This window comes from Pseudomonas sp. P1_F1_2, from assembly GCF_056405815.1.
The window spans coordinates 23,189-45,957 of sequence record NZ_JBFUBK010000022.1; the positions used below are offsets into that span (position 1 = coordinate 23,189).

19 protein-coding genes and 1 pseudogene are annotated in these 22,769 nt (G+C 56.7%); 8 read left to right on the forward strand and 12 right to left on the reverse strand.

The features are described from left to right. The first annotated feature begins 37 nt into the window (after nucleotides 1-37). The 8 genes from AC1D2P_RS09100 to AC1D2P_RS09135 all read left to right on the forward strand — a co-directional run bounded on the left by AC1D2P_RS09100 (nucleotide 38) and on the right by AC1D2P_RS09135 (nucleotide 9,943). A complete protein-coding gene (locus AC1D2P_RS09100) occupies nucleotides 38-1,144 on the forward strand; it encodes a WD40/YVTN/BNR-like repeat-containing protein (RefSeq protein ID WP_477757587.1) in 1,107 nt (368 codons plus the stop codon). 4 nt (nucleotides 1,145-1,148) lie between these two features. After that, entirely contained in the window at nucleotides 1,149-3,623 is a 2,475-nt protein-coding gene (locus tag AC1D2P_RS09105; RefSeq protein ID WP_109787066.1) for an efflux RND transporter permease subunit, read from the forward strand. Next, complete coding sequence (locus AC1D2P_RS09110; protein WP_223523257.1) at nucleotides 3,613-4,863, forward strand: MFS transporter; 1,251 nt, start codon at nucleotides 3,613-3,615, stop codon at nucleotides 4,861-4,863. Before AC1D2P_RS09105 ends, AC1D2P_RS09110 begins: the two co-directional genes overlap by 11 nt. Before the next feature lie 13 nt (nucleotides 4,864-4,876). After that, nucleotides 4,877-5,458, forward strand: a complete 582-nt coding sequence (locus AC1D2P_RS09115; RefSeq protein ID WP_109787064.1) for a cupin domain-containing protein — start codon at nucleotides 4,877-4,879, stop codon at nucleotides 5,456-5,458. Beyond that, nucleotides 5,455-6,438 carry a fumarylacetoacetate hydrolase family protein gene (locus AC1D2P_RS09120; protein WP_223523255.1) on the forward strand — a complete coding sequence of 328 codons (984 nt, stop codon included), beginning with the start codon at nucleotides 5,455-5,457 and terminating at the stop codon, nucleotides 6,436-6,438. Before AC1D2P_RS09115 ends, AC1D2P_RS09120 begins: the two co-directional genes overlap by 4 nt. Nucleotides 6,439-6,448: 10 nt before the next feature. Then, the gene (locus AC1D2P_RS09125; protein WP_223523254.1) at nucleotides 6,449-7,453 is read left to right on the forward strand and encodes an NAD-dependent epimerase/dehydratase family protein; all 1,005 of its coding nucleotides are present in this window, start codon (nucleotides 6,449-6,451) and stop codon (nucleotides 7,451-7,453) included. Further along, complete coding sequence (locus AC1D2P_RS09130) at nucleotides 7,431-8,225, forward strand: cyclase family protein (RefSeq protein ID WP_109787061.1); 795 nt, start codon at nucleotides 7,431-7,433, stop codon at nucleotides 8,223-8,225. Before AC1D2P_RS09125 ends, AC1D2P_RS09130 begins: the two co-directional genes overlap by 23 nt. A 62-nt stretch (nucleotides 8,226-8,287) precedes the next feature. Beyond that, nucleotides 8,288-9,943 (forward strand): arylsulfatase, encoded by a 1,656-nt coding sequence (locus AC1D2P_RS09135; protein WP_223523252.1) that lies wholly within the window; start codon nucleotides 8,288-8,290, stop codon nucleotides 9,941-9,943. Nucleotides 9,944-9,957: 14 nt separating this feature from the next. Here the strand turns inward: AC1D2P_RS09135 and AC1D2P_RS09140 are convergent. From AC1D2P_RS09140 to AC1D2P_RS09195, 12 genes and pseudogenes are all read right to left on the reverse strand, one after another. Next, nucleotides 9,958-10,146, reverse strand: a pseudogene (locus tag AC1D2P_RS09140) (hypothetical protein); the annotation flags it as partial. Continuing rightward, on the reverse strand, nucleotides 10,143-10,385 hold the full coding sequence (locus tag AC1D2P_RS09145; protein WP_109787059.1) for a hypothetical protein: 243 nt from the start codon (nucleotides 10,383-10,385) through the stop codon (nucleotides 10,143-10,145). The pseudogene AC1D2P_RS09140 and the gene AC1D2P_RS09145, both read right to left, overlap by 4 nt. A 20-nt stretch (nucleotides 10,386-10,405) precedes the next feature. After that, nucleotides 10,406-10,849 carry a sulfatase-like hydrolase/transferase gene (locus tag AC1D2P_RS09150; protein WP_272482620.1) on the reverse strand — a complete coding sequence of 148 codons (444 nt, stop codon included), beginning with the start codon at nucleotides 10,847-10,849 and terminating at the stop codon, nucleotides 10,406-10,408. Nucleotides 10,850-10,928: 79 nt separating this feature from the next. Next, nucleotides 10,929-11,405: a 2,4'-dihydroxyacetophenone dioxygenase family protein gene (locus AC1D2P_RS09155; RefSeq protein ID WP_477811399.1), complete on the reverse strand. Its 477-nt coding sequence runs from the start codon at nucleotides 11,403-11,405 to the stop codon at nucleotides 10,929-10,931. A 291-nt stretch (nucleotides 11,406-11,696) separates the two neighbouring features. Further along, on the reverse strand, nucleotides 11,697-13,085 hold the full coding sequence (locus AC1D2P_RS09160) for a DUF1254 domain-containing protein (protein ID WP_477757712.1): 1,389 nt from the start codon (nucleotides 13,083-13,085) through the stop codon (nucleotides 11,697-11,699). A 330-nt stretch (nucleotides 13,086-13,415) separates the two neighbouring features. Then, a complete protein-coding gene (locus AC1D2P_RS09165; protein ID WP_109787057.1) occupies nucleotides 13,416-14,228 on the reverse strand; it encodes a hypothetical protein in 813 nt (270 codons plus the stop codon). A gap of 494 nt (nucleotides 14,229-14,722) precedes the next feature. Beyond that, nucleotides 14,723-15,181: a glycine zipper 2TM domain-containing protein gene (locus AC1D2P_RS09170; RefSeq protein ID WP_046028173.1), complete on the reverse strand. Its 459-nt coding sequence runs from the start codon at nucleotides 15,179-15,181 to the stop codon at nucleotides 14,723-14,725. Between the two features lie 188 nt (nucleotides 15,182-15,369). Continuing rightward, nucleotides 15,370-16,047 carry a DUF3313 domain-containing protein gene (locus tag AC1D2P_RS09175; protein WP_109787056.1) on the reverse strand — a complete coding sequence of 226 codons (678 nt, stop codon included), beginning with the start codon at nucleotides 16,045-16,047 and terminating at the stop codon, nucleotides 15,370-15,372. Between the two features lie 151 nt (nucleotides 16,048-16,198). Continuing rightward, on the reverse strand, nucleotides 16,199-17,677 hold the full coding sequence (locus AC1D2P_RS09180; RefSeq protein ID WP_080943011.1) for a DUF1254 domain-containing protein: 1,479 nt from the start codon (nucleotides 17,675-17,677) through the stop codon (nucleotides 16,199-16,201). Between the two features lie 95 nt (nucleotides 17,678-17,772). After that, the gene (locus tag AC1D2P_RS09185) at nucleotides 17,773-19,050 is read right to left on the reverse strand and encodes an OmpP1/FadL family transporter (RefSeq protein ID WP_109787055.1); all 1,278 of its coding nucleotides are present in this window, start codon (nucleotides 19,048-19,050) and stop codon (nucleotides 17,773-17,775) included. Nucleotides 19,051-19,327: 277 nt separating this feature from the next. Then, the gene (locus AC1D2P_RS09190; RefSeq protein ID WP_109787054.1) at nucleotides 19,328-20,368 is read right to left on the reverse strand and encodes an AraC family transcriptional regulator; all 1,041 of its coding nucleotides are present in this window, start codon (nucleotides 20,366-20,368) and stop codon (nucleotides 19,328-19,330) included. Between the two features lie 1,578 nt (nucleotides 20,369-21,946). Further along, nucleotides 21,947-22,654, reverse strand: a complete 708-nt coding sequence (locus tag AC1D2P_RS09195) for a CatB-related O-acetyltransferase (protein ID WP_477757585.1) — start codon at nucleotides 22,652-22,654, stop codon at nucleotides 21,947-21,949. Nucleotides 22,655-22,769 lie beyond the last annotated feature (115 nt).

Here is a 22,769-nt window from a genome sequence, read left to right on the forward strand (position 1 = left end):
GCGCGATCCGGTTTTTACGGGTTTTTCGAGGTCGGTAATGAACAGAATCTGTCAGGTGGTTGGTCGGCTGATGTGGCTTATGGCATTGCCTCTGGCGATGCCGTTGAGCCTGGCGCAGGCCGCAGCGGTGGGCGAAGTACTGAACACCCCGGCGATGCTGGTGCCGCAAGCAACCTCCTCGGTGCTGTTGGATCTGGCCCGGGCGGGGAAGCGACTGGTAGCGGTGGGGGAGCGGGGCATCGTGCTGCTTTCCGATGACAACGGCGCAAGCTGGCGTCAGGTCGCCGTGCCGGTTTCGGTCAGCCTTACGGCGGTGCAGTTCGTCAACGCCAGCACGGGCTGGGCCGTGGGGCATGGCGGTGCAGTATTGGCCACTCGCGACGGGGGCGAACACTGGGTCGTGCAACTGGATGGCTTGCGTGCGGCGCAACTTGAGCTGGCCGCTGCCAGGGAGCAATTGCCTGCCGCCAACGACCAGGATGCAGCCGCCGCACGTGTGCAAACAGCTGAACGCTATGTCGGGGAGGGCGCTGACAAGCCGTTTCTTGCCCTGCAGTTCGTGGATGACCAACACGGCGTGATTGTCGGGGCGTACGGCTTGGCCTTTCACACCGACGATGGCGGCACCACCTGGCATTCGATCATGGGGCAAATCGACAACCCGATGGGCGCGCACTTGTCCGCTATCGCTCAACAGGGAGAACACTGGTTTTTGGCCGGCGAGCAGGGTTACCTCGCGCGCTCGGACGATGCCGGCAAGTCATTCACTCAGCTGGAAAGCCCCTACGCGGGCAGCTTTTTCACCCTGCAATTGCGCGATGACGGCACCTTGTTGGTGGCCGGCCTGAAGGGCAATGCGTTTTCCTCCCGCGACCTGGGCGAGAGCTTCCAGCCAGCGCCCGTGTCGATGCCGGTGTCGTTCAGCGATGCAATCCGCACCGATGATGGCCAGTTGTTGCTGGTCAATCAAACCGGCGCCTTGTTCCGCACCAACAGCCAGCCCGGTGCACTGCTCCAACCTTATGGCAAACCGCTCGGCAAGCCCGTTTCCAGTGTTGTTCAGGCCGCCGATGGCAGCCTGGTGCTGGCGGGTTTCACTGGGTTGACGCGCCTTTCGCCGTCAATCGTTACCGCTTCGGAGTGAGGTTATGAAGTCTTTCGACAACGCCACGCAAAGCCTGGCGAATTTCGATCCACGCTCCGGTTCGGTGGTGGAACGCACGCTGTTCAATCACCGCCTGTGGGTGCTGCTGGTGTGTGTGCTGACAACCCTGGTATTGGGTTACCAAGCCACCCGCATTGAACTCAATGCCAGCTTCGAAAAGATGATCCCCACACAACAGCCGTACATTGCCAACTACCTTGAGCACCAGAAACAGCTCACCGGTCTAGGCAATGCCCTGCGCATTGTGGTGGCCAACCGGCAAGGCAGCATCTACGACGCCGAGTACCTGAAAACCCTGCAGGCCATGAGCGACCAACTCTACCTGCTGCCGGGTGTCGACCGGGCTTACATGAAGTCGTTATGGACACCTGCCACCCGTTGGGTCGCGGTGACCGAAGACGGCCTTGATGGCGGTCCGGTGATACCGGATGACTACAGCGGCACCGCAGCCAACCTCGATGCGTTGCGCCGCAATGTGCAACGCTCAAATGAACTCGGTCAGCTGGTGGCGTTCGACCAGACCTCCAGCATTATTTACGTGCCGTTATTGGCAACCACCTCTGACGGCAAGGTACTTGATTACGCGGTCCTGTCCGAACAGCTGGAGACGCTGCGCAGCACCCATCAAAGCGCAAAAATCGACATTCACATCACCGGCTTCGCGAAAAAAGTCGGCGACCTGATTGCCGGTCTGAAACAGATTCTGCTGTTCTTTGCCGTCGCGATCCTGATCACCACCGCCGTGCTGTTTTGGTACACCCGTTGCCTGCGCAGCACCGTGCTGGTGGTGTTGTGCTCGCTGGTCGCGGTGGTCTGGCAACTCGGTTTGCTGCCCTTGCTGGACTACCAACTGGACCCGTATTCCGTGCTGGTACCGTTTCTGGTGTTTGCGATTGGCATGAGCCACGGGGCGCAGAAGATGAACGGCATCATGCAAGACATCGGTCGTGGCATGCACCGGGTGGTGGCTGCGCGCTTCACCTTTCGGCGTTTGTTCCTCGCCGGGCTGACGGCGTTGCTGTGTGATGCCGTAGGTTTTGCAGTGCTGATGCTGATCAAGATCCAGGTCATTCAAGACCTCGCGGTGATCGCCAGCATTGGCGTCGCGGTGCTGATCTTCACCAACCTGATTCTGCTGCCGGTGTTGCTCTCGTATGTCGGCGTTTCTCCCCGTGCGGCACAACTGAGCCTCAAGAGCGAACAGGCCGAACAATCGGGTCAGGCGCGCCATGGGTTCTGGCGCTTTCTTGATCTGTTCACCCATCGTCGTTGGGCCAGCTTGTGCATCGCCATCAGCCTTGCGTTGGCGGTTGTCGGCTTTCTAGTGGGCCTGCAATTGAAAATCGGCGACCTCGACGTCGGTGCGCCGGAGCTGCGTGCGGACTCGCGCTACAACCAGGACGATGCCTTTCTGACCCGTCACTACGGTGCCAGTAGCGACCTGTTTGCGGTGATGGTGAAAACGCCAGCCAGCAGTTGTGCGCGCTACGACATCCTCGCCAAGGTCGATGCCCTGGACTGGCAGTTGCGCGCTTTGCCGGGTGTGGATTCGACCAACTCACTGGCGTTGCTGAACCGTCGCATGCTGGTCGGCCTCAGTGAAGGCAACCCGAAGTGGTACGAGCTACAGAACAACCAGGCGATGCTCAACATGATCACCGCCAGTGCGCCGCGTGGTTTGTACAACGAAGACTGCAGTCTGTTGACCCTGTACGCCTACCTCACCGACCACAAGGCCGAGACGCTGACCCGCTTGGTCGACCACGTGGAAAAATTTGCCGCCGAGAACAATACCGACGAGGTGCAGTTCCTTCTGGCCGCCGGTAACGCCGGTATCGAAGCGGCGACCAATATCGTGGTCAAACAAGCCAACCGCGAGATGCTCGTCTGGGTCTACGGCGCGGTGATTGTGCTGTGCCTGATCACCTTCCGTTCCTGGCGCGCGACGCTCTGCGCGGTCATTCCTCTGATGCTGACGTCCATTCTCTGCGAAGCGTTGATGGTCTGGCTGAACATGGGGGTGAAAGTCGCCACGCTGCCCGTCATCGCCTTGGGTGTCGGTATCGGTGTCGACTATGCGTTGTACGTGATGAGCATTCTACTGGGGCATTTGCGCCAGGGGGCGAGCCTGTCCGAAGCGTATTATCGCGCCCTGGTGTCCACCGGCAAAGTGGTGATGCTGACAGGTATTACCCTGGCCATTGGCGTGGCGACCTGGACGTTTTCACCCATCAAGTTCCAGGCCGATATGGGTGTGCTGCTGGCCTTCATGTTCATCTGGAACATGGTCGGTGCCTTGGTGTTGCTGCCGGCATTGGCGTACTTCCTGTTACCTGCACGCGGCGCTCCGGCCGAAGCGGTTGTACCGGGGAGTGCGACCAACGTGGCGGGTTCTGACACGCCAGTTGTTGCGAACGTACACCACCTGCGCATCAAGGATCACTGCCATGGTCGCTAATCCTTTCGTAGAAACCCCCACCCGACAAGCCGGGTTGCCGCAATCGCTGTTGCTGTTGCTGGGAAGCTGTTTGCCTGTGCTTGGCGCCGTATTGCTCGCCCCGGTGTTGCCACGGATGCAGGCGCATTTTGCCGATGTGGCCGGCACCGCCGTGCTGGTCCCCATCGTGCTGACCCTGCCGGCATTGGTGATTGCGGTGCTGGCGCCGTTCGCCGGACTGATCGCCGACAGGCTGGGGCGCAAACCATTGCTGCTGGCCAGTATGTTGCTGTACGTCCTCTGCGGCGTGCTGCCGCTTTGGCTCGACTCCCTGCAGGGGATCGTGCTCAGCCGTGCGGGTATCGGTTTGGCCGAGGCGGGCATCATGACCTGCTGCACCACGCTGATGGGCGACTATTACAGCGGCGCCAAACGTGAACGTTTGTTCGCCTTGCAGATGGTCGCCACCTCATTGTCCGCTGCGGTTTTTATCGCGCTGGGTGGCTTCCTTGGGCAAAACGACTGGCGTACGCCGTTTGCGTTGTACGCAGTGGGTTTGATTTTCCTGCCGCTGATGGCCTGGCAGTTGTGGGAGCCGCAGGCACGCCCACATCCGGAGCAAGCAACACAGGCGGTGCCGACAGGCAAATTTCCATGGCGCGCGCTCACACCCATGTACGTGCTCGCGCTGTTGGCAGGTTTAAGCCTGTTTATCGTGCCGGTGCAGGTCGGTTATCTCCTCAACCTGCTGCAGGTGGATGCCCCGCAACAAATCGGTATGACCATGGGCGCCAATCAACTGGGCGTGCTCGTCGGTGCACTGAGTTTTCGTTTGTTCAGTGGGATGCGCGGGCAGCACATGCTGCTGATCGCCTATGTACTGGCGGGCATCGGCGGATTGTTGATGTCTGACGCCTTAAGCCATGTGCAAGTCGTGGTCGCTGTGACGATCAACGGCCTGGGCATTGGCTTGATGTTGCCGACGCTGATCACCTGGATCATGGCGCAAGTCAATTTCCATCAACGCGGGCGGGCGGCGGGGTGTTTTACCGCCGCCATCTTCGCCGGCGAATTTATCAGCCCCCTGGTGGTTCTGGGCATGACCCAAGGTACCGCCACGGCGCTGCCGCGTGCCTTGGCCATTGTGGGTGGGGTGCAACTGTTAGTGGCGGTGTTGTGTCTGGCCGTGCCCCGACTCGGCGGTCTGTTGGGCGACGCGAACATTGTTGTCGGTGGCACTACCATCGGCGACGGAAATTGAACGAGGATTCTCCATGCAAGCGCTTCCTGAATTCAAACGAGTAGTCACCGGTCACGATCAACAGGGTCAGGCCATCGTCGCCAGCAATGGGCCGACGCCGAACGTGTTTCCGCTGTTGGCCGTGCCGGGCACGGTGTTTCATGAACTGTGGAACAGCAGCACCAGCCCGGCGTTACTCGACAATGCCCGTGATCCCAGCAGCAAACCATTGCAACTCAGCCCCGGACCACAGGGCAGCGTCATTCGTGTGGTGGACATTCCGCCGGACAGCGCTCAGAACCAGGTCAGCGATGAAAACGCCGCAGCAGTATTCGCCGAAATTGGCCAATCCCACGCGGGTACCGGGCTTGGCAGTACTAGGCACAAGTTGATGCACCGCACTGAAACCCTCGACTACGGCATCGTCACCGAGGGTGAAGTGTGGCTGGTGCTGGATGAGGAAGAGGTGCACCTCAAACGCGGCGATGTGGTGGTGCAACGCGGTACCAACCACGCCTGGAGCAACCGCACCGAAGCGATGGCGCGCATGGTGTTCATCCTCCTCGACGGGCGCTTCGCTGACGAGTTGAACCGTGAACAAGGAGCCTCCGCATGAAACTTGCCACTCTGAAAGATGGTAGCCGTGATGGCAGACTCGTGGTGGTTTCGCGGGATTTGGCGTGGGCAGTGGATGCCGGTTCAGTGGCGCCCACCTTGCAACAGGCGATTGAGAACTGGTGCGGCGTGGAACCGCGTTTGCAGGCCTTTGCCAGCAAACTGAATGCGGGCGAAGCGGTGGATGCCTTTGCCTTTGACCCCGCTCAGGCCATGGCGCCATTGCCGCGTGCTTATCAGTGGTGCGACGGCTCGGCATTCCTCAGCCATGGTGCGCTGATGCAGAAAGCGTTCAACCTTGACCCCATTGATGGCGTCGAACACACGCCGCTGATGTACCAGGGGGCCGGCGACGACTTCATTGGCGCCCGCGACGATATCGCGCTGCCAAGCGAAAGCCAGGGCATCGACTTTGAAGGCGAGTTTGTGGTGCTGGTGGATGACGTGCCCATGGGGTGCGCCGCCGAACAGGCGCTGCAACACATCAAGTTGATTTTGCAAATCAATGACGTCAGTTTGCGCGCCCTGGCCCCACGGGAAATGCACACAGGCTTTGGATTTTTGCAGGCCAAACCCTCATCCAGCTTTGCCCCGCTGGCGATCACGCCGGACGAACTGGGTGATGCCTGGCGTGACGGACGTGTGCATTTGCCACTGCAGGTGCACTGGAATGGTCAATGGTTTGGTCATCCTCACGGCGGGCAGATGAACTTCAGTTTTGGCCAGTTGATCGCCCATGCTGCTCTGACCCGCAGGTTGGGCGCGGGCACGCTGATTGGCTCCGGCACGGTCTCCAATGCCGAACGCAGTGTGGGTTCAGCCTGCATCGCCGAGCGTCGAGCGATTGAAATGATCGAGCAGGGTGTCGCGCAAACCGGCTTCATGCGTTTTGGTGACCGCGTGCACATGGATGTTCAGGGTAGCGACGGCCAGTCGTTGTTCGGTGCTATCGATCAACGTGTTGTTCAGGCTCAGGACTGAGGAGCGGCACATGCGAGTATTGATTACCGGTGCCAATGGTTTTGTGGGGCGTGAATTGGTGCGTTGCCTGCTGGCGCGGGGCAGCTTGCGCAGTCGGGTCATCGACTCATTGTTGGTGCTCGATACCGACCTGCAAGGCTTGCCGGAGGACCCGCGTTTGCGCCGTCATTACGGCAGCATTACCGATGTGGCCTTGATGCGCCGGGTGTTGGCCGACGGCATTGATGTGGTGTTCCATCTGGTCAGTATCCCTGGTGGCGCCGCCGAAGAGAAATTCGAACTGGGTTACCAGGTCAACCTGTTGGCCAGCCTGGAATTGCTCAACCAATTGCGCAATAAAGCGTTGCCGCCGGTGCTGGTGTACGCCAGCAGTGTGGCGGTGTACGGCGGCCATTTGCCGGCGAAAATGACCGAGCTGGCCGAGCTGCGTCCGCAATTGTCTTATGGCACGCACAAAGCCATGGTCGAAAGCGCCATTATCGACCTGGGCCGGCGTGGGGAAGTGGACGGCCGCGTGCTACGCCTGCCGGGCATCGTTGCCCGCCCGCGTGAACCCAATGGCTTGCGCTCGGCATTCATGAGCGATTTGTTGCGGGCATTTGCCGAAGGTGAATTCTATTGCTGCCCGGTATCTCCAGAGGCGACGGCATGGTGGATGTCAGCCCGTTGTTGCGTGAACAACCTGATCCACGCTGCAGAACTGGATAGCGGCTTGCATGGGGCGCAACGGGTGTGGCAGTTACCGGTATTGCATTTGTCGATTGCCCAGGTGGTGGACGCATTGGCGGCGAGTTATGGGCAGGAACGTCGCAGCCTGATCAGCTATGTCGCCGACATCCAGCTGGAAGCGCTGTTCGGGCGCATGCCTCCACTGAAAACTCCGCAAGCGCGTGCCGCCGGTTTCAGCCATGACGGCAACGCTGCCACGCTGATCCGCAACGCCCTGAATCCCGCCACCCCACGCCACTTGTCGCTCACTGGAGACACGATTCATGTCGCAGCCAATCAAGCCTAAACGTCGTCTTGTGGACCTCTCGGTCACCCTCGACAACAACCCCTACACGGACCCACCACCGTTGTTGCCGAAAATTGACTACATGGATCACCAGCAAGGTTGGCCGGAGATGGCGGCAATGTTCCCGGGGTTGCAACTCGATCAGATGCCAGGCAATGAATCCTGGGCAGCCGAACGGCTGCACATCACCACCCACAGTGGAACGCACATGGATGCGCCCTGGCATTACGCCTCGACCACTGATGGCGGTCAGCCTGCGTTTGGCATCGACGAGTTGCCGCTGGATTGGTGCCTGCAACCGGGGGTGAAGCTGGACTTTCGGCACATGGCGGACGGGCATGTGGTGACCGCCGATGAGATCGAAGCCGAGCTGGCCCGAATTGGCCATGAATTGCAGCCGCTGGACATTGTGCTGATCAACACCCGTGCCGGCGCAATATTTGGTCAACCGGGTTACCTCGATGCGGGTGTCGGAATTGGCCGTGAAGCCACCTTGTATTTACTGGAGCGCGGTGTGCGTGTTGTGGGCACCGATGCCTGGAGTTGGGACGCACCGTTCAAGTACACCCGCGAGCGTTTTGCCGCTGACGGAGATGCTTCCATTATTTGGGAGGGGCACAAAGCCGGTCGCGATATCGGTTATGGGCAAATGGAAAAGCTCGCCAACCTTGAAACCTTGCCTGCCAGCGGGTTCGTGGTGTCGTGTTTCCCCTACAAGATCAAGCACGCGTCGGCGGGGTTTGTTCGGGCGGTGGCGATATTCGAAGAATAAGCACCGCGCCGGGCACCTATCAAAATCCATGGTCTTCGATTAATCACAATAAGAGAGACAACATGCCTCTATTGCGCATGCCCCTGACGTTATTGTTGGGTGCACTGACACTCAGTAGCAGCCTGGCCATGGCCGCCAAGGCTGATGCGAAGCAACCGAATATCTTGCTGATTGTGGCCGACGACCTGGGTTATTCCGACCTGGGTAGTTTTGGCGGTGAAATCAACACACCTACGCTGGATGAGCTCGCCCATCAAGGCTTGCAGTTCACCAGCATGTACGCTGCACCCACTTGCTCGATAACACGTTCCATGCTGATGTCAGGCACCGACAATCACCTCGCCGGACTCGGCACCATGGCTGAAGCCTTGCAGCCGTTCCAGCGGGGTAAGCCGGGGTATGAAGGGTACCTGAATCAACGTTCTTACTCGATTGCCGAGTTGTTGAAAGAGGGAGGTTACAACACCCTTATGGTCGGTAAATGGCACCTGGGGCTGGAAGCGGATCAGGGGCCGGATCAACGCGGGTTTGAGCAGTCTTTTACCCTGTTGGAGGGCGGGGCTGCGCACTTCAAACCTTCGAGCGTTGACCCGGCAAAAATCGAACAGGTGCACTACCGCGAAAACGGTAAAGCGGTGGAGTTGCCGGAGAATTTCTACTCCACGGACTTTTATACCGACAAGCTGATCAGCTACCTGCAGAACAGCCAAAAAGACGGCAAGCCGTTTTTTGCCTACGCCGCTTACACCTCTCCGCACTGGCCCTTGCAGGCACCCAAGGAATACCTGGATAAGTACAAAGGGCGGTTTGATCAGGGATATGACAGCGTTCGTTTGGCGCGTATCGAACGGATGAAAAGTCTTGGCCTTATGGCGAGCGACGCCCAGCCGGCGAATCCGCTCCCGGTGAATCCAAAACTGCCGGGCTGGCAACAGCTGACCCCGGAACAGCAACGTAATGAAGCGCGGAAGATGGAAATCTACGCGGCCATGATCGATAACCTCGACCATAACGTTGGCCGAGTGGTGGAATACCTGCGCCAGAGCGGCCAATACGACAATACGTTGATCGTATTTATGTCGGACAACGGCGCGGCAGGAGAAAGCCACACCCAGTTCTATCCGCCAGGCCCGCACACGGATAACAGTTACACCAACCTCGGTCAGGCAGGGTCCCAAATCGATTACGGACTGCGTTGGGCAGAGGTCAGCGCCGCGCCGTTCCATTTGTTCAAAGGCACCACGGCCGAAGGTGGCATCAGCGTACCGGCGATCATCCAACTGCCCAAGGCGTTGCGACGTCAGGGTGTAGAGCGTGATATAGCGCGGGTTGATGACTTGGCGCCAACCTTCCTCGATCTGGCGGGAATCGCTGTGCCGAGCGAGGTGCCAACAGACGAGAGCAAACACCCCATTACAGGTAAATCAATGCGGCCAATGCTCGCCGGAGAAGGTAGCCCGCACAGTCATGACAGTCTGGCCGGTGAACTGTTCGGCAATGCTTATTACCGAGAGGGAAACCTGAAACTGTTGGGCATCCGCCCGCAAACAGGGTTTGGCGGCGACGCGCAGCCACCGCAATGGCAATTATTCGATGTGGCGCAGGACCGCGGCGAAACCACAGACCTGGCTGCCGCTCGACCAGAGACGGTACAGCGGCTCAAGGCAGCATGGTTGAAATATGCCGAGGAGGTAGGTGTGGTGTTTGCAACGCATTAACCTGATTGCATGCGCCGCGAGGCGAAGTCGAACAGAGCGTTGGCAATCGCAAGACTTCGGATCTGCCGGCGGCTTTTCCAGTTCGCCATGATCTGGGCGCCGCAGGGGTCTATGTTCACGACCGCGACGTGGTTGGTTCGGAGCAGTGCCCGGCAGCTTCGTTCGGCCCGGGCGAAGCCGTTGTTTGCTTTGCGCTTGCTCATGACTCCTCCGAGAGCTTCCGCAGCGCCTTGCGCTCAGCCGCGGTGATGGCGGGCCGCCGACGCTTGAGGATGGTGTCGGGATCGATCTTCGCCGAGCGCTCCGCCGGTGGTGGATTGATCTGAGCTGGCTCTGCTCTGGAGAAGCGTCCGCCCGTGGCCAGGTGCTGTTCGACTTGGCTGGAAAGCTCCAGCGCTTTCTCGCGCCGGAACTCGATGTCATATTTCAGATTGCTGATCATGCTGGCCACCTCATTAGTTATCAGGCGCTTATCTTGCCGGTGTAGCCATCCCAGTCAGTGGCCAGTTCTGCGATGACGCCGTTGCCAACTCGGTGATGGTTGCGTCCGGTAAGCAAAGCGGCGCGAGTTGCGGAGCTGATGGCCGCGGTATGAAAAGCGTTGTAGCGCACACCGCTGTCGGCGACTCGACTCAGGGTCGGCGTATGGACTGCGCCGCCGACGGTGTCGGACTGCGCGAAGCCGGCGTCATCAAGCATGATCACCAGAATATTGGGGGCCTCGGCAGGAAGGTGAGATTGAGGCTGACGTTTCTGGTGCTTCGATTCTTGCAGCGTCGGTTTGGCGTCACTGGCCGAAGGCGTCGGCGGGAAGGGCAGCGAGTCTTGTGCGGATGCGACCGAGCTGGCCAACAGTGCGCAGAGTTTCAGGGTGAAACGCCCGGCGGGTTGCAGCTTCTGGGACATGGGTGTCTCCGTTTTTTATTCATTACAACGGCGCAGCCGCCCGCTCGAACACCGGACGGCTGAGAGATTGGAGGGCTGGTCAGACCGCAAAGCTGGTGATGTCTTTGGGCTCGATATCATTGGCTTTGCAGAACGCCAGGTAACGATCCACGCTGGATTTCCAGTTCTCGATGGCAACGACGTTGTTGTTATCGTCGTAATACAGCAGGTCGCCCTGGGTGATGTTCAAGGTGATCAGCTCATCGCCGTATTCAGTCAGCGCGATAGGCGTATGGCTGGAACCTGCGGTTTCGAACACCACGCCGCCCTGTGTCGAGATCCAGTCGTGCTCCAGGTATTTCCAGCCACCCTTGATGGTGTAAACGATGACCGTGCCGGAGTGATAGTGCTTGGGCAGAGCAGACCCGGCCGGGGCCTTGAGCAGGGTGATGGTTTCCCCGCGAACCGGGTCGCATTTGATGTATTTGATGAAGACTTCATCGCTGTAAGGTGCGRACGGAACCCACGGTAGGTCCTTGTCGTTGATGGAGGAGGTGTCGATGTTTTCATAAAACATGCTTGTTATTCTCTGTTGGACGGTGGAAGGATTTACACGGTGCGTTGAGAGCATCGTGAACAGGCTGTGCTCACACCGCCCCCCTCTTGAGGAGGGGTATCCACCCAATTGCGTTGAATCGCGGCATACGGAGTGCCGTGCAAATAACGTCCAAACATCAACGTATACGGTTTGCGGCCACCTCTGGTCTTTGGGTAATGACAGCGGACGGTCAAGGCCTCTGCGAAACCCTGACGCCCCGGTTCAGCAGCGGCGCGCCAGCGCGGTCCGCTGCAACCGGTCGTTAGGTGCTCAATTGATTTTAACGATCTGGGGCGGACTCCACGTTCCTTTGCCAGGAGGCAGGACGGAAGGGTTTTCCGTCTTCGGCCAATACAGGCGCATCACCATGTAGATCAGATCATTCGGTGCGGGCAGCCAGTTGCTTTCCTTGTCCGCGCCGGGTGAGTCCTTCTGGACGTAGAGCGTCAACGAGCCGTCTGCATTCTTCTTCATGTCGGGTAGCATCGGCGAGTTGATGAGGTAGCGATTGATCGGATTCTTGATCAGCAGTTGCGACTTGCCGTCGTACATCGTCACCGACCAGAAGGCATTGACCGGCGGGAGCTGTTCAGCGGGAAAGGTGATGGTGTAGTTGTGTTTGCTGCCGTCAAGCGGCGTACCATCGGACAGGATCTTGGCCATCGGATAGGTGGCCTCTTCGGCGTCGTTGGCGTAGATGCCCGCTTGTGCGATGGCGGCACGCTTTAGCCAATCACCCTTGTAGAACGCGGCATCACCGCCGGAACTCACGATGTTCCAGCCATTGACCTGCGTGCCGAGATGATTGACTGCATTCTGGACCTTCGTATGCCCAGCCTGCATGCCTTCAACCACGGCGGCCTTTTGCTCGGCGGAGAGATCCTGGAAGTTGAAGTCTTTGCCGGCGCCAATGCCCATACGGGCCAGCTTCGCGCGGATCGCAACTTCATCCGGTGTGGCCGGGGCAAACTGCAAGGCAAAGCCCAGGTACTTGAAGAAGTCGGTCTTCGCCATGGCCTTGTCGAACTTCGGAAAGTTGATCGCCGGCGCGGCAGGCGGCGCGGGCTGCTTGAGATAAGCCGATAACGGCTGAGCCGCATAACCGGACTGGATCTTTTCGACGTTTGGCATGTCCGCCGGATTGAAGAGCTGGGTGCGAAAGATCACGAAGAGGAGTTGTGTATTGGAACGAAACACCTTCTTGATTCCTGGCGGGGTCACGCCCTTCCAGTCTGGGCTGACCAGCATGTAATCGCCGGCTTCGCTGCCGGTGGTACGGCTGCCGATGTAACCGAAGTTGTTGGTGTTGTTATCGATTAGCTGCACCGAGTAATACCGCGGTTTCTCCACCGTCGGTACCGAGAGTACGATCGGCTCGCTACGCAGGTCCATGAACATCAAGGAATACGGCGTGTCGCTGTTCGGCGAGACGATGGCCGTGTCCTTGTAGCTAAAGACATTGTGCATGCTGTGGATGTGGTTGAACGGCGCCTTGTACTGGCCGGAGTTCTTGTCCACGGCATAGTCGTACATGGTCGCGTAATTCATCACGATGGGCAGACCGTAGATGTAGCCTTCCTCGGCGATGGCTTTCGTTTCGGCGGGAGTGATGTCCGCTGCTTGGGCGAGCGTAAATCCAAAGGATGCGAGCAATACCATCGCGCAGCCAAATGTTCTCGGTAGTGTGGTTATCATGAACCTGAAACTCCATTTTTTTTCATTAGATGATTGAGTCGGCCAGCTAACTACTAATCAGGCGATATTCAATGTCGCGTTTGCTCACGACTTGATATCTCATAACGCTCCTTGTCTTGCTATAAGTCTTTGTTTTACATGATGTGGGTGGGCGCGAGCGCAACACTGATCGAGGAGAAACACGACGGATAGCAAGCTCAGACTGCTCGGTCAGTATAAGCAGCAAATCAAACAACGCTGCTGACATGACAGCAACGTGTCCTCTGATGCTAAAAATAAATCTTACGGATAGTTTCACTTAGGAAAGAGTAGCGTGTACGCCACCCGAAAGCCCCAGCCGTGCGCACCATCTTCAGGACTGTCCGCCCAGTATCGCGGCCCTACCTGAAGGCTCATGGGCTGCTTGCCGACTTTGAACAATTGCGTCACGAACAGGTTGATCGGCACATTCCACTCCCTGGCTTCCCAGTCGTAAGTGGATTCTGTATTAATGCCAAAACTGGTGTACGACGCTGTGGTATAGACCAGAAAGGGTTGCAGATATGTCTGATTGACCTTCTCCTTGTCATTGGCCGGGTTGTTGTCCAGCGACCAGATGTGGTTCGCCAGAATACCGTTCGTCCAACCGTTGGCCTGCTTCAACGCCACCGCTGTCGGTCCAATCCCCCATTGTTCGCTACTCAGTAGCTCATCACTACCGGTCGGTAACAACAACGCGGGGCCTACACCCCAGATCCAGCCGTCCTCGGTCGGCTTTTTGGGAGAGAAAAAGAAGCTTTGCGAGGTGTCGCCCACTCCGCTTTTATCGGCGATACCCCTCGGTGCCAGCCCATGCTGATCAATGATCGGGAGGATCGTGCGAGAGATCAGATTCCAATCGTCATTAAGTGTGAAGGGTAAAACCGGCTGGATATTGGTGACACTCTGGATTCCATCGCCGGAGGGCCCCATTTTCTGATTCCAGTTGTATTGGATGGGCAAGCTGTACAGCGCCGCGACTGGATTTAATGACTGTTTAGCCAGCTCCGCCTGATCGTCGGCCTGACTGGAAACGGAAATACCGAAAACCAAAGACGATAGCAAAAGTCGTTCAATGTACTTGTTCATGTCGAATTCCCTGGATACCGATCGCCGCGGGCCCCTCGATTATCAACGGGAGCCTGCTAACGACTAGCAGAAGTTACTTGAATACCTCAATCGCAGTGGGTCGTAATTAACTGAAGCGCAGCGAACAGCCCCCAATTCTGTTGTTGACACGTCTTGTTTCATGCTGAGGTTACTTGCGTTACAAGTTTAACTTCTCCAATCAGTCAAGTATTTGTCGGGTCCAGGTAAGAGGGGCGTAAAGTTTACCGTTGCAGTGACTACTACATGAGTAGCCTCTGCCTCTCGCTGGTCATGCCTCTAATGGTCATTTGGCCATTTTGCTTTTTTTGCCGGTGGGAGGTTTTGCAGGAGCGAGCTTGCTCGCGATGGTCGTTAACGAAATCGCGTGTTTACAGAATAAACGCAGCGCTCTTGAGTCCATCACGAGCAAGCTCGCTCCTACAAAATTTGTTAAGAAGGCAGGTACGGTGTTTTACGAATCCGAACAGTCAGCCTTAACTGCCTTGCGACACAACGCGGGCATCATTGCCTGAGCCCTGGATATACACCTTCGAGCCTTTAGTCAGGGACGGATTGATCGGTTGGGTCACCGATACCAGCACGCCACTGTTGACCCGCACGATGATCTGTTGCGCCTCGACCGGTTGGTCATACTTTTTCTTCTCGGCGTAGTTACCGCCAGCAGCACCGGCGAGCGCGCCGGCAACCATGGCGACGTCACGCCCGGTGCCGCCCCCGATCAAGCTGCCAACCGCCAGGCCGCCAAGACCACCGAGTACGGCGCCGACACCACTGTCGTGGCTGGTTTGCATCTGCGTCAGCGATATCTGCTCGATCTTCCCTGAGCGAATCTCGATTTCACCGGCGCCGCCATCGGTTGACCCGACGGCGGAGCAGGCACTTATCAGCACCGTCATCAATGTGACTGACAGCCAGGACAGGATTACTTTCATTGCGGTGCACCTCGTTATTGGTATTTGATTGCAATGCCTTTCAGCTGCGTCCTTGAATCGTTTCTATGTCCCGGCTTCACAGAGGACCTGTGACATAGGCCGCGACGGAAGCGATGAAGAGGAAGACATGTCAGCATCCTCTGCTGGACGTGTATTGAGCCAACGTCTGTTGGCAGTTCAATCAAGGCTTAACTGCGAATGAACGCCCAGAGATCGACGTTCAACTTGTCTATCGCCGCTTTGAAGTCTTGGGCGGTGATCTTCTGGCTCTCGTTTTCCAGCGTTGTACCAAACACCTTGCGTACAATCTTGGCTACCGTCTGGTTGGTTCTCGCATCGATAATCTCGGCCTCGATGAACAAAGTGCTGTCCTGATCACGGTGGCCGGTGGCGGCCTGTGTTGCTCCGACCACGGCGGCGATCGGCACCACTTCGTACCATTTCATCCCTTCGTTTTCGGCATTCACCCCGGTGATCGCCGCACGCATCAGCAGGGTGTTGGAACCCACCGGCGCGGCGCTGGTATTGGAAACCACACGGTATTTCTGACCCAGGGTGCCTTTGACCTTACCGGTCATGTAGTTCTGGATGTCGGTCAGCGTTTGCTGGTTGACCCGCTCATCGGGCTTGGGCGCGGGATAGAGCTCCAGCTTGTTGAACACCACCGTGTCATAGGCATTCGGGTTCCACGACGGACTGACCCAACGCATTGTTGTGCCGCCGCTTGCCGTTTTGACTTCCTGCAAGTTGTTGTAGTTGGACAGGTAGCCCGAGTATTGCTCGGCTTCAGTGACTTTCGATACGCAGCCGGTCAATAACAAACTGCTCAGTGCGGCACCCGTTATCCATTTGTGCGCGAAGTTCATATAACGGTACTCCTTGAGGGATGTGTTCCTGAATGTCTTTTATTCAAGGTCAGACCCTGTGGCCTCAGCCCTTTCGGAACAGGGCCCACTGGATCTCAGCCTGAGCAATCGAACGACTGCTTGCCAACTGCAAGCAGTCGCAAGCGTCGCGTTACTTCGATGCCACCACTGCCGGCGGCTGCCAGTTGCCCGCACCAGCGGGAAGAATTGAAGGCGGCGTGGTCTTCGGCCAATAGAGGCGCATCACCAGATAGGCCGTATCGTCAGGCGCCGGCAACCAGTTGGACTCCTTGGTCTTGCCCGGCGAATGCTTCTGGATGTACAGGGTCAGTGAACCATCCGCGTTCTTCTTCATCGCCGACAACATCGGCGAATTGATCAGGTAGCGGTTGATCGGATTCTTGATCAGCAACTGGCTCTTGCCGTCGTACATGGTCACCGACCAGAAGGCATTTACGGGCGGCAGTTTTCCGGCAGGGAACGTCAGCGTGTAGTTGTGCTTGCCGGTATTCAACGTCTGGCCGTTGCCATCGGTACGCGTAATGGGGTACATCGCCTCGGCAGCGTCATTGCCGTACAGACCCGCCTTCGCGGCGCTAGCCCGCATCAGCCAGTCGCCTTTGTAGAACGCCTGGTCGCCGAAAAACGCGCCGACGCTCCAGCCGTTGATGTTTTTCATGCCGCTCGAGAGGAACTTGTCGACCTGCTCATCGCCGGCCTTCATCCCGAGCAGGACCACGGCCTTGTGCTCGAGCGAGAGGTCCTTGAATTCGAAGCTACGGCCGGGGCCTACGCCGATGCTGGCCAGCTTGGACCGGATCTCCTTGTCGTCTGCCGATGGCGGCACATACTCCAACGCGGCTGACAGGTACTCGAAGAAGTTGGCCTTGATGCCCCCCGTCGTGGCCGGCACGAAAGCAATCTTCGGCGAGGCGGGCGGCGCAGGTTGATGGAGGAAGGCGGACAGCGGCTGGATCTTGTAGCCCACCTGCACCTTCTCGACATTTGGCATGTCGGCCGGATTGAACAACTGGGTCCGGATCAGTGTCAGCGCGAAGGGGGTCGTGGAGCTGAACACCTTCTCGATGCCTGGAGGTGTCACCCCCTTCCAGTCAGGACCTGCAATCAGATAGTTCCCGGGCGCGCTGGCAGTTGCCCGACTCCCAATGTAGCCGTAGTTATAGGTGTTGCCGTCGATCATTTGAACCGCGTAGTAGCGTTTCTTGGAAACGGCCGGCACGGTGATCACGAGCGGCTCGGCGCGCAGGTCGGCCCAGAGGAAGGAGTACGGCGTGTCGCTGTTGGGTGTAATGATGGCCGTGTCAGCCGGTGTCGCGACCTGATGATCGTTGTGCAGTTGGTTGAAGGGCGCCTTGAACTGGCTGGACTTGGAATTCACTGCGAATTCGTTCATCACGGCGTAGTTCATGACCAGCGGCAAGCCGTAGATAAAGCCTTCCTCGGCGATCGCCTTGGTTTGCTCCAGGCTCGGCGCGAGAACGCCCTTGGCCACATCCGCCTTGTCGGCCTGTGTGATCGGATCGAGCTTGCTCGTGCACCCGGTGAAAAGCGTTGAACCTACGACGACCGCCGCAGCCAATGTCCAGCCACTGTGAGACTTCCTGTTCATTTTCACCTCGTTAGTTTTGTACAAACCGGTGTCGTGAGCGTTCATGCCCACGGTTAGATACTAGGCATGACACCTGAAACGATCCTGGATTTTTCTCAGTAGCGCCAAGTCATGTTGGCCGTCAGGGCTTGAATCCAGGCGTTGTCGAACTCGCCTGAGACTCGATTGCCTGACAGCGTTTTTTGCTGATCGACGGACATGTCCCCCATCCACACCGTGACCCAACTGAAATTCACGTCTGTCTCTTTATTCAGTGAATAAGTAAAGCCTGTGGCGAAGCGCCAGGCGGCGCCCATGGGCACGGTGGGCGTACGATTTGCGTCGGACACGGCGGACGTGTCATAGGCAACGCCGAAGTCCCAGAGCCAGTCCCGGTTCATCTGGTATTGAGCGCCAAGCGCCAATTGATACGTGTCCTTGTAATGCGCATCGATCGAGGTAGACCGGGAACCGGTTCGGGACGTGTCTACGTCAATGCCGATGTCACCGAATTTCGACCAGTCCTGCCAATTGACCGAGGCCAGGACAGCCCATTGCGTGTCCAGTTGCTGGTACAGGCTGAGGGTCGCCGTTTGCGGTACTTTCAGGTCGATCTTGGTGTTGACGCTGTTGAGGCGGCTCACCAGCGGAGCACTGCTCTCCACATCCAGGCGATCCTCGAAGTCGAGGTCAACCTGACTGGTGTAGGCCAGGCCAATCCGGGTACCTGGTTTTGGTGCATAAATGACGCCTGCGTTGGCGCCGTAACCCCATGTGCTGTCCCGGTATTTGTATTGGCCGTCGCCCCTTTGTGTCAGTCCGAGCGGCGCCTGATCGATGGCGGCTTCGCTCTTCAGCATCCCGTACATGGCTTTCAGTCCGACGCCGACGGACCATTGATCGTTGAAGCGATAGGCGACACTGGGTACCAGTGACAGTCCCGCAATGCTCGCGTTCTGCACGAAATAACGGCCGGACCAGTCGTTGTCGTAGTTTTCAGTGAGGCCGAAATCGCCATAGGAGCCGAAACCGACGGACCACCGATCATCCAGTTGATGGCTGATGAAGAAACTGCCGCCCGGTATGGGGTCGAGCGCGTTACCGCTGCCAGCGCCCGGCGTATTGGTTTCACTGTTCCTATCGAACGATAAGTCCCCAAAAAGAACCTGAGCACCAGCGGAGATCTGTGTTCCGCTGAGGTAACTCAAGCCAGCGGGGTTGCTGGCGATGGTTGAAGGGCCTTGTGCCCGAGCCGCTGCACCGGCATTGGCCAGCCCGACGTTGTCGGTGGCGATTTCGTACAACATCAGGCCACCGGCAACACTGCGGCCACTGGTAAAGAGTGTCAGCGCACCAAGGACAGTAATCGACAACACACTTTTATTTAATGGCATGAAATCCCTCTCAGCAGATGACTCAATCGATATCTTTAGATCGCCCCAAGTCCAGGGCGCCGTCTTTTACTCGTGCGGCTTTTTTGAGTGTCTGCGCGGAACTCCAACCGCAGGTGCAACTAATCGCCAGCCTCATGAACAGCACAAAAAAGCCGAAGATCAGCTTTGCAGTTAGCCTGTTGTCGCGTTCACTTTACGGCAATCATCAGAAAGGCATCTTGCATTTTCGGACACCGACGCGCGGTATTACGGGTGCGTGGAAACAGTGGGATCACCCTTAAATGGAGGCGACCTCCAGTCCATCTCTCCAATGCTGTGGTGACGTATTTGTCCACGTTTTGAATGCACGGGAGAAGGCGTTTGGATCCTGGTATTGAAGGGTCTGAGAGATTGTGGATATCGGCAAATTGGTATCTTTCAAGAGCTGCCGCGCGAAGTTGCTTCTGGAGTCGGTGATCAGTTCTTTGAGGTGAGAACCTTCTGCATCCAGCCGGCGTCGCAGCGTTCTTTCATTCAATGAGAATTGACTGGCGATGTGCTTGGAATTCGCCTGGCCTTTCAATAATAAAGCGTATGTCTGGCTCTTTATTTGTTCTGAAATCGTCAAATGTGACGTGGCGGTCGAAATAGCCAGTTTAAGCAGATGGTGTAAGCGTGGATTCGCCGTACATTGAATTTGTCGGAGTTTCTGATTGTTTATTACAAGTCCGGAAATGCTTGCATTGAACTGAATGTTACAGCGAAATTTTCTGACGTACGGGGTGATGTCTGATGGCTTGCGATATGAAAACTGCACGCGAGCGGGCGTCCAGTTAGCGCCTAATAAGGCCCGCAGCATTTGGAGGCCAACCATGACGGCAGTGTCAACAAGTAATGATTGATTGGGCAGGTCGTGGCGATAAATGACATATCCCAACAAACTGTGTTGGCCCGCCAAGGGAAGAAGGAGTGGGGTCGCGCCACGATCATAGAGATTGGCATGCCCGACCAGGTCGTTCAATGCATCGCCTGGTGTAGTCGCAAGACGCATAAGCTGACCCACCGGACCCAAATGATCCAGCGAAAAGCGCTCACCGATCAACAGGCCAATATGGGGGCACTGAGTGTGTTCGAATGCCGTGTTGAACAGGCGAGCAACGTCCATGTAGGCGAGATGGTTGTCTTCATATGCAAATTGCTCAAGGCTGATACCCGCGTCTTTGAAAACGCCTCGCGAGGAACCCCCTATCGCGTCAACTACTTCCGGGAATCGACGGAATGGGCTTGTGCTAATTTCTCCAGGCCCGCCCATTCTTAACGATGATTTTTTGGAGGGCATATTAGCTCGCTATCGTTCCTGAAGCTGGCGCATGGCTACGCTGGCGAACATCTGACACATGACGAGCAAAAGAGCGTAGCGCCCATGAGCCAGCGCCTGGCACCTCGCGGCCGTTCTGCGCCGCCAGTCCTTGGCCGAATCATCGATTACACGAGTCGTGCGCATTAATTGAATCCGAAAATACATAATATTGAATACATTGGTTTTAGCACGGATGCGCTTTTTTTCAAATGGTGCATAGAGACTATGCTCCACCCTAATAGCCGTTTCCATACATCGACGAAGCTAGGTTAGAGGGCATTCTTCTGGTGTTTTCGTTCCGATATACTCAGGATAAACAGGTCTTGACTAGTGACGTGCCATTGCCGCGTGAGGTGCTCGAAGCTTCATTGAATCTCATTCGCTAAAAGTATGCTTGTATTCACTCATGAAAATTGTTGGTTTTAATTGTATACATGCGATACGTTGGTGACCGGCTGCCTCCCACTCGGACGGTGTGTAAATACAGTAGCCTGGTCGGGCGACGCGAACATGCACTTGGTCAAAAATGTCTAGTCCTGAAATAGGTTTGCACCTATTTCAGCCTCAAAACGCTCGATGCCCGGCCATAGACGGTGGTTTCTCTCCATTCACGCCTGCTTCCCACCTTAAGGTTAATGAACAGAATGGCGAGTTAACGGTAATCAGTCACTCAGCTGCAAGTGGTCCCGCTGACTTCACTGGCAACGATTTCACCCCTATTTCGCAACATCTTTACGAAGTTATGCGGGGCGAGCTCGCCGTTTTCCAAGGTTCGTCGGTTTCGATTGAGGCTACGGATTGCGCCTGAGTGCAAGCTAACGTCGGATGCCCGCTAATGCGTGCATATTGAGAGCCCCGCCAGAGCGCGGGGCTTTTTTATACTTCAAGTTCACCGAAGTCAGGGTGGCCTCAGGTTAAGACGGTTCCAACTCAAGGGCGTCTACGCTAACAGGCAAGGTGTGTGATGCATTTATCCTGCCTTCCAATCTGTTCACGAACGCCAACGCTTGTGCATAGCTGTGAAACTTAACGCACCACTCGTTCATCCATACATTCCAGCCTTCCGGCGTGCTCGCTTTCTCGATTTTTATCAGCATTCTGGAATCCCTCCATGTAGTGGCTTGGCGCAGTCTCGAATCTGGAACAATCGAAGTGCTGCATGTGTTCTTTCGTCTGCGTGTCTTGGGTGAAGACGCAGGGAGAAACAACACAAATTGTGAGGAGGACAATCTCTCCAAAATGCAGGTTTGACTGCATTCGAGGCATCCATCAAAACCCACACGTGACAGGTATGACTAACCTCATCGAAGCGCATTTCAAACTGATGGGAAGGGGACGGGAAATTAATAATTATCAAAAATAGATTTATGACGGCGCAAGACGCGATCAGACGCTACGCCAGCCCGCCTTGTCATGCTGACCGCCAAACCCTGGCGGAATCAGAAGCACGATCGTTTGACTGGATAATGGCTTGCTGTCGATGTCCGAAGGGTGATTTGGCGAGGGGGTCTTGTCAGAGATACGTCTGCTACCGCCCGGTTTTTCCAGGCGGTTTGTTCAGGACAGAACGCTGCACTTTTTGCGTGTTATCTGGATGGACTTATAGTCAGCACGTTTTTCTTTATGCTGGACAGCCAATAGAGGCAAAGTGGTTTTAGGGTCGTTCAACGGTAACGTCTGGAGGAACCCGACATCACACGCCCACCACTGACTGGCGAGCAATTCTTCAATGACCTCGGGCGCGTGTCGATACTTGATGATTTTTGCAGGGACCCCAGCAACTATCGCGTAGGGCGGCACGTCGTGGGCAACCAGGGCGCGGGTTGCGATAATCGCACCTGTGCCTACGGTAACCCCTTCAAGGATCATCGCACTGTGCCCCACCCAAACGTCATGCCCAATCGTTATATCAGCAACGTCGGGGTCGAAAGACAAATGCGTATCGGTATATTGAAAAGGATGTGAACTGAGCCAGTCTGACGGATGTGAGCTTTTTTGCTGTCCGATAAAACAGCCGCTTCCAATAGAGCAGAACCTGCCGATAGAGGATACCGCCGAAAGCACGCAATCACTTCTGATATAGGTATGAGCGCCGATCTTTAAATTTTTCGCTTCTATAACAACATGCCCTAGAGATACTTCCTCTTCTAGTGTCAGTGTCGACCTCTTGTGCAATGACAATAGGCCGCCTGCCACTTTGCATTTATGCTTGCGAATCCATTTTTTCCAATAATGATTTCGAACGGCATCAATTATTTTTTTCATAAGGATTTAACTTGGATATCCGTTATAGGGCATGGCATGGCCCTATGAGCCAATCGCAAAGTCTAAATGAATCGGCAGAGGAGATGAAATGTTTTGACGCTACTCCAGGCGCTCA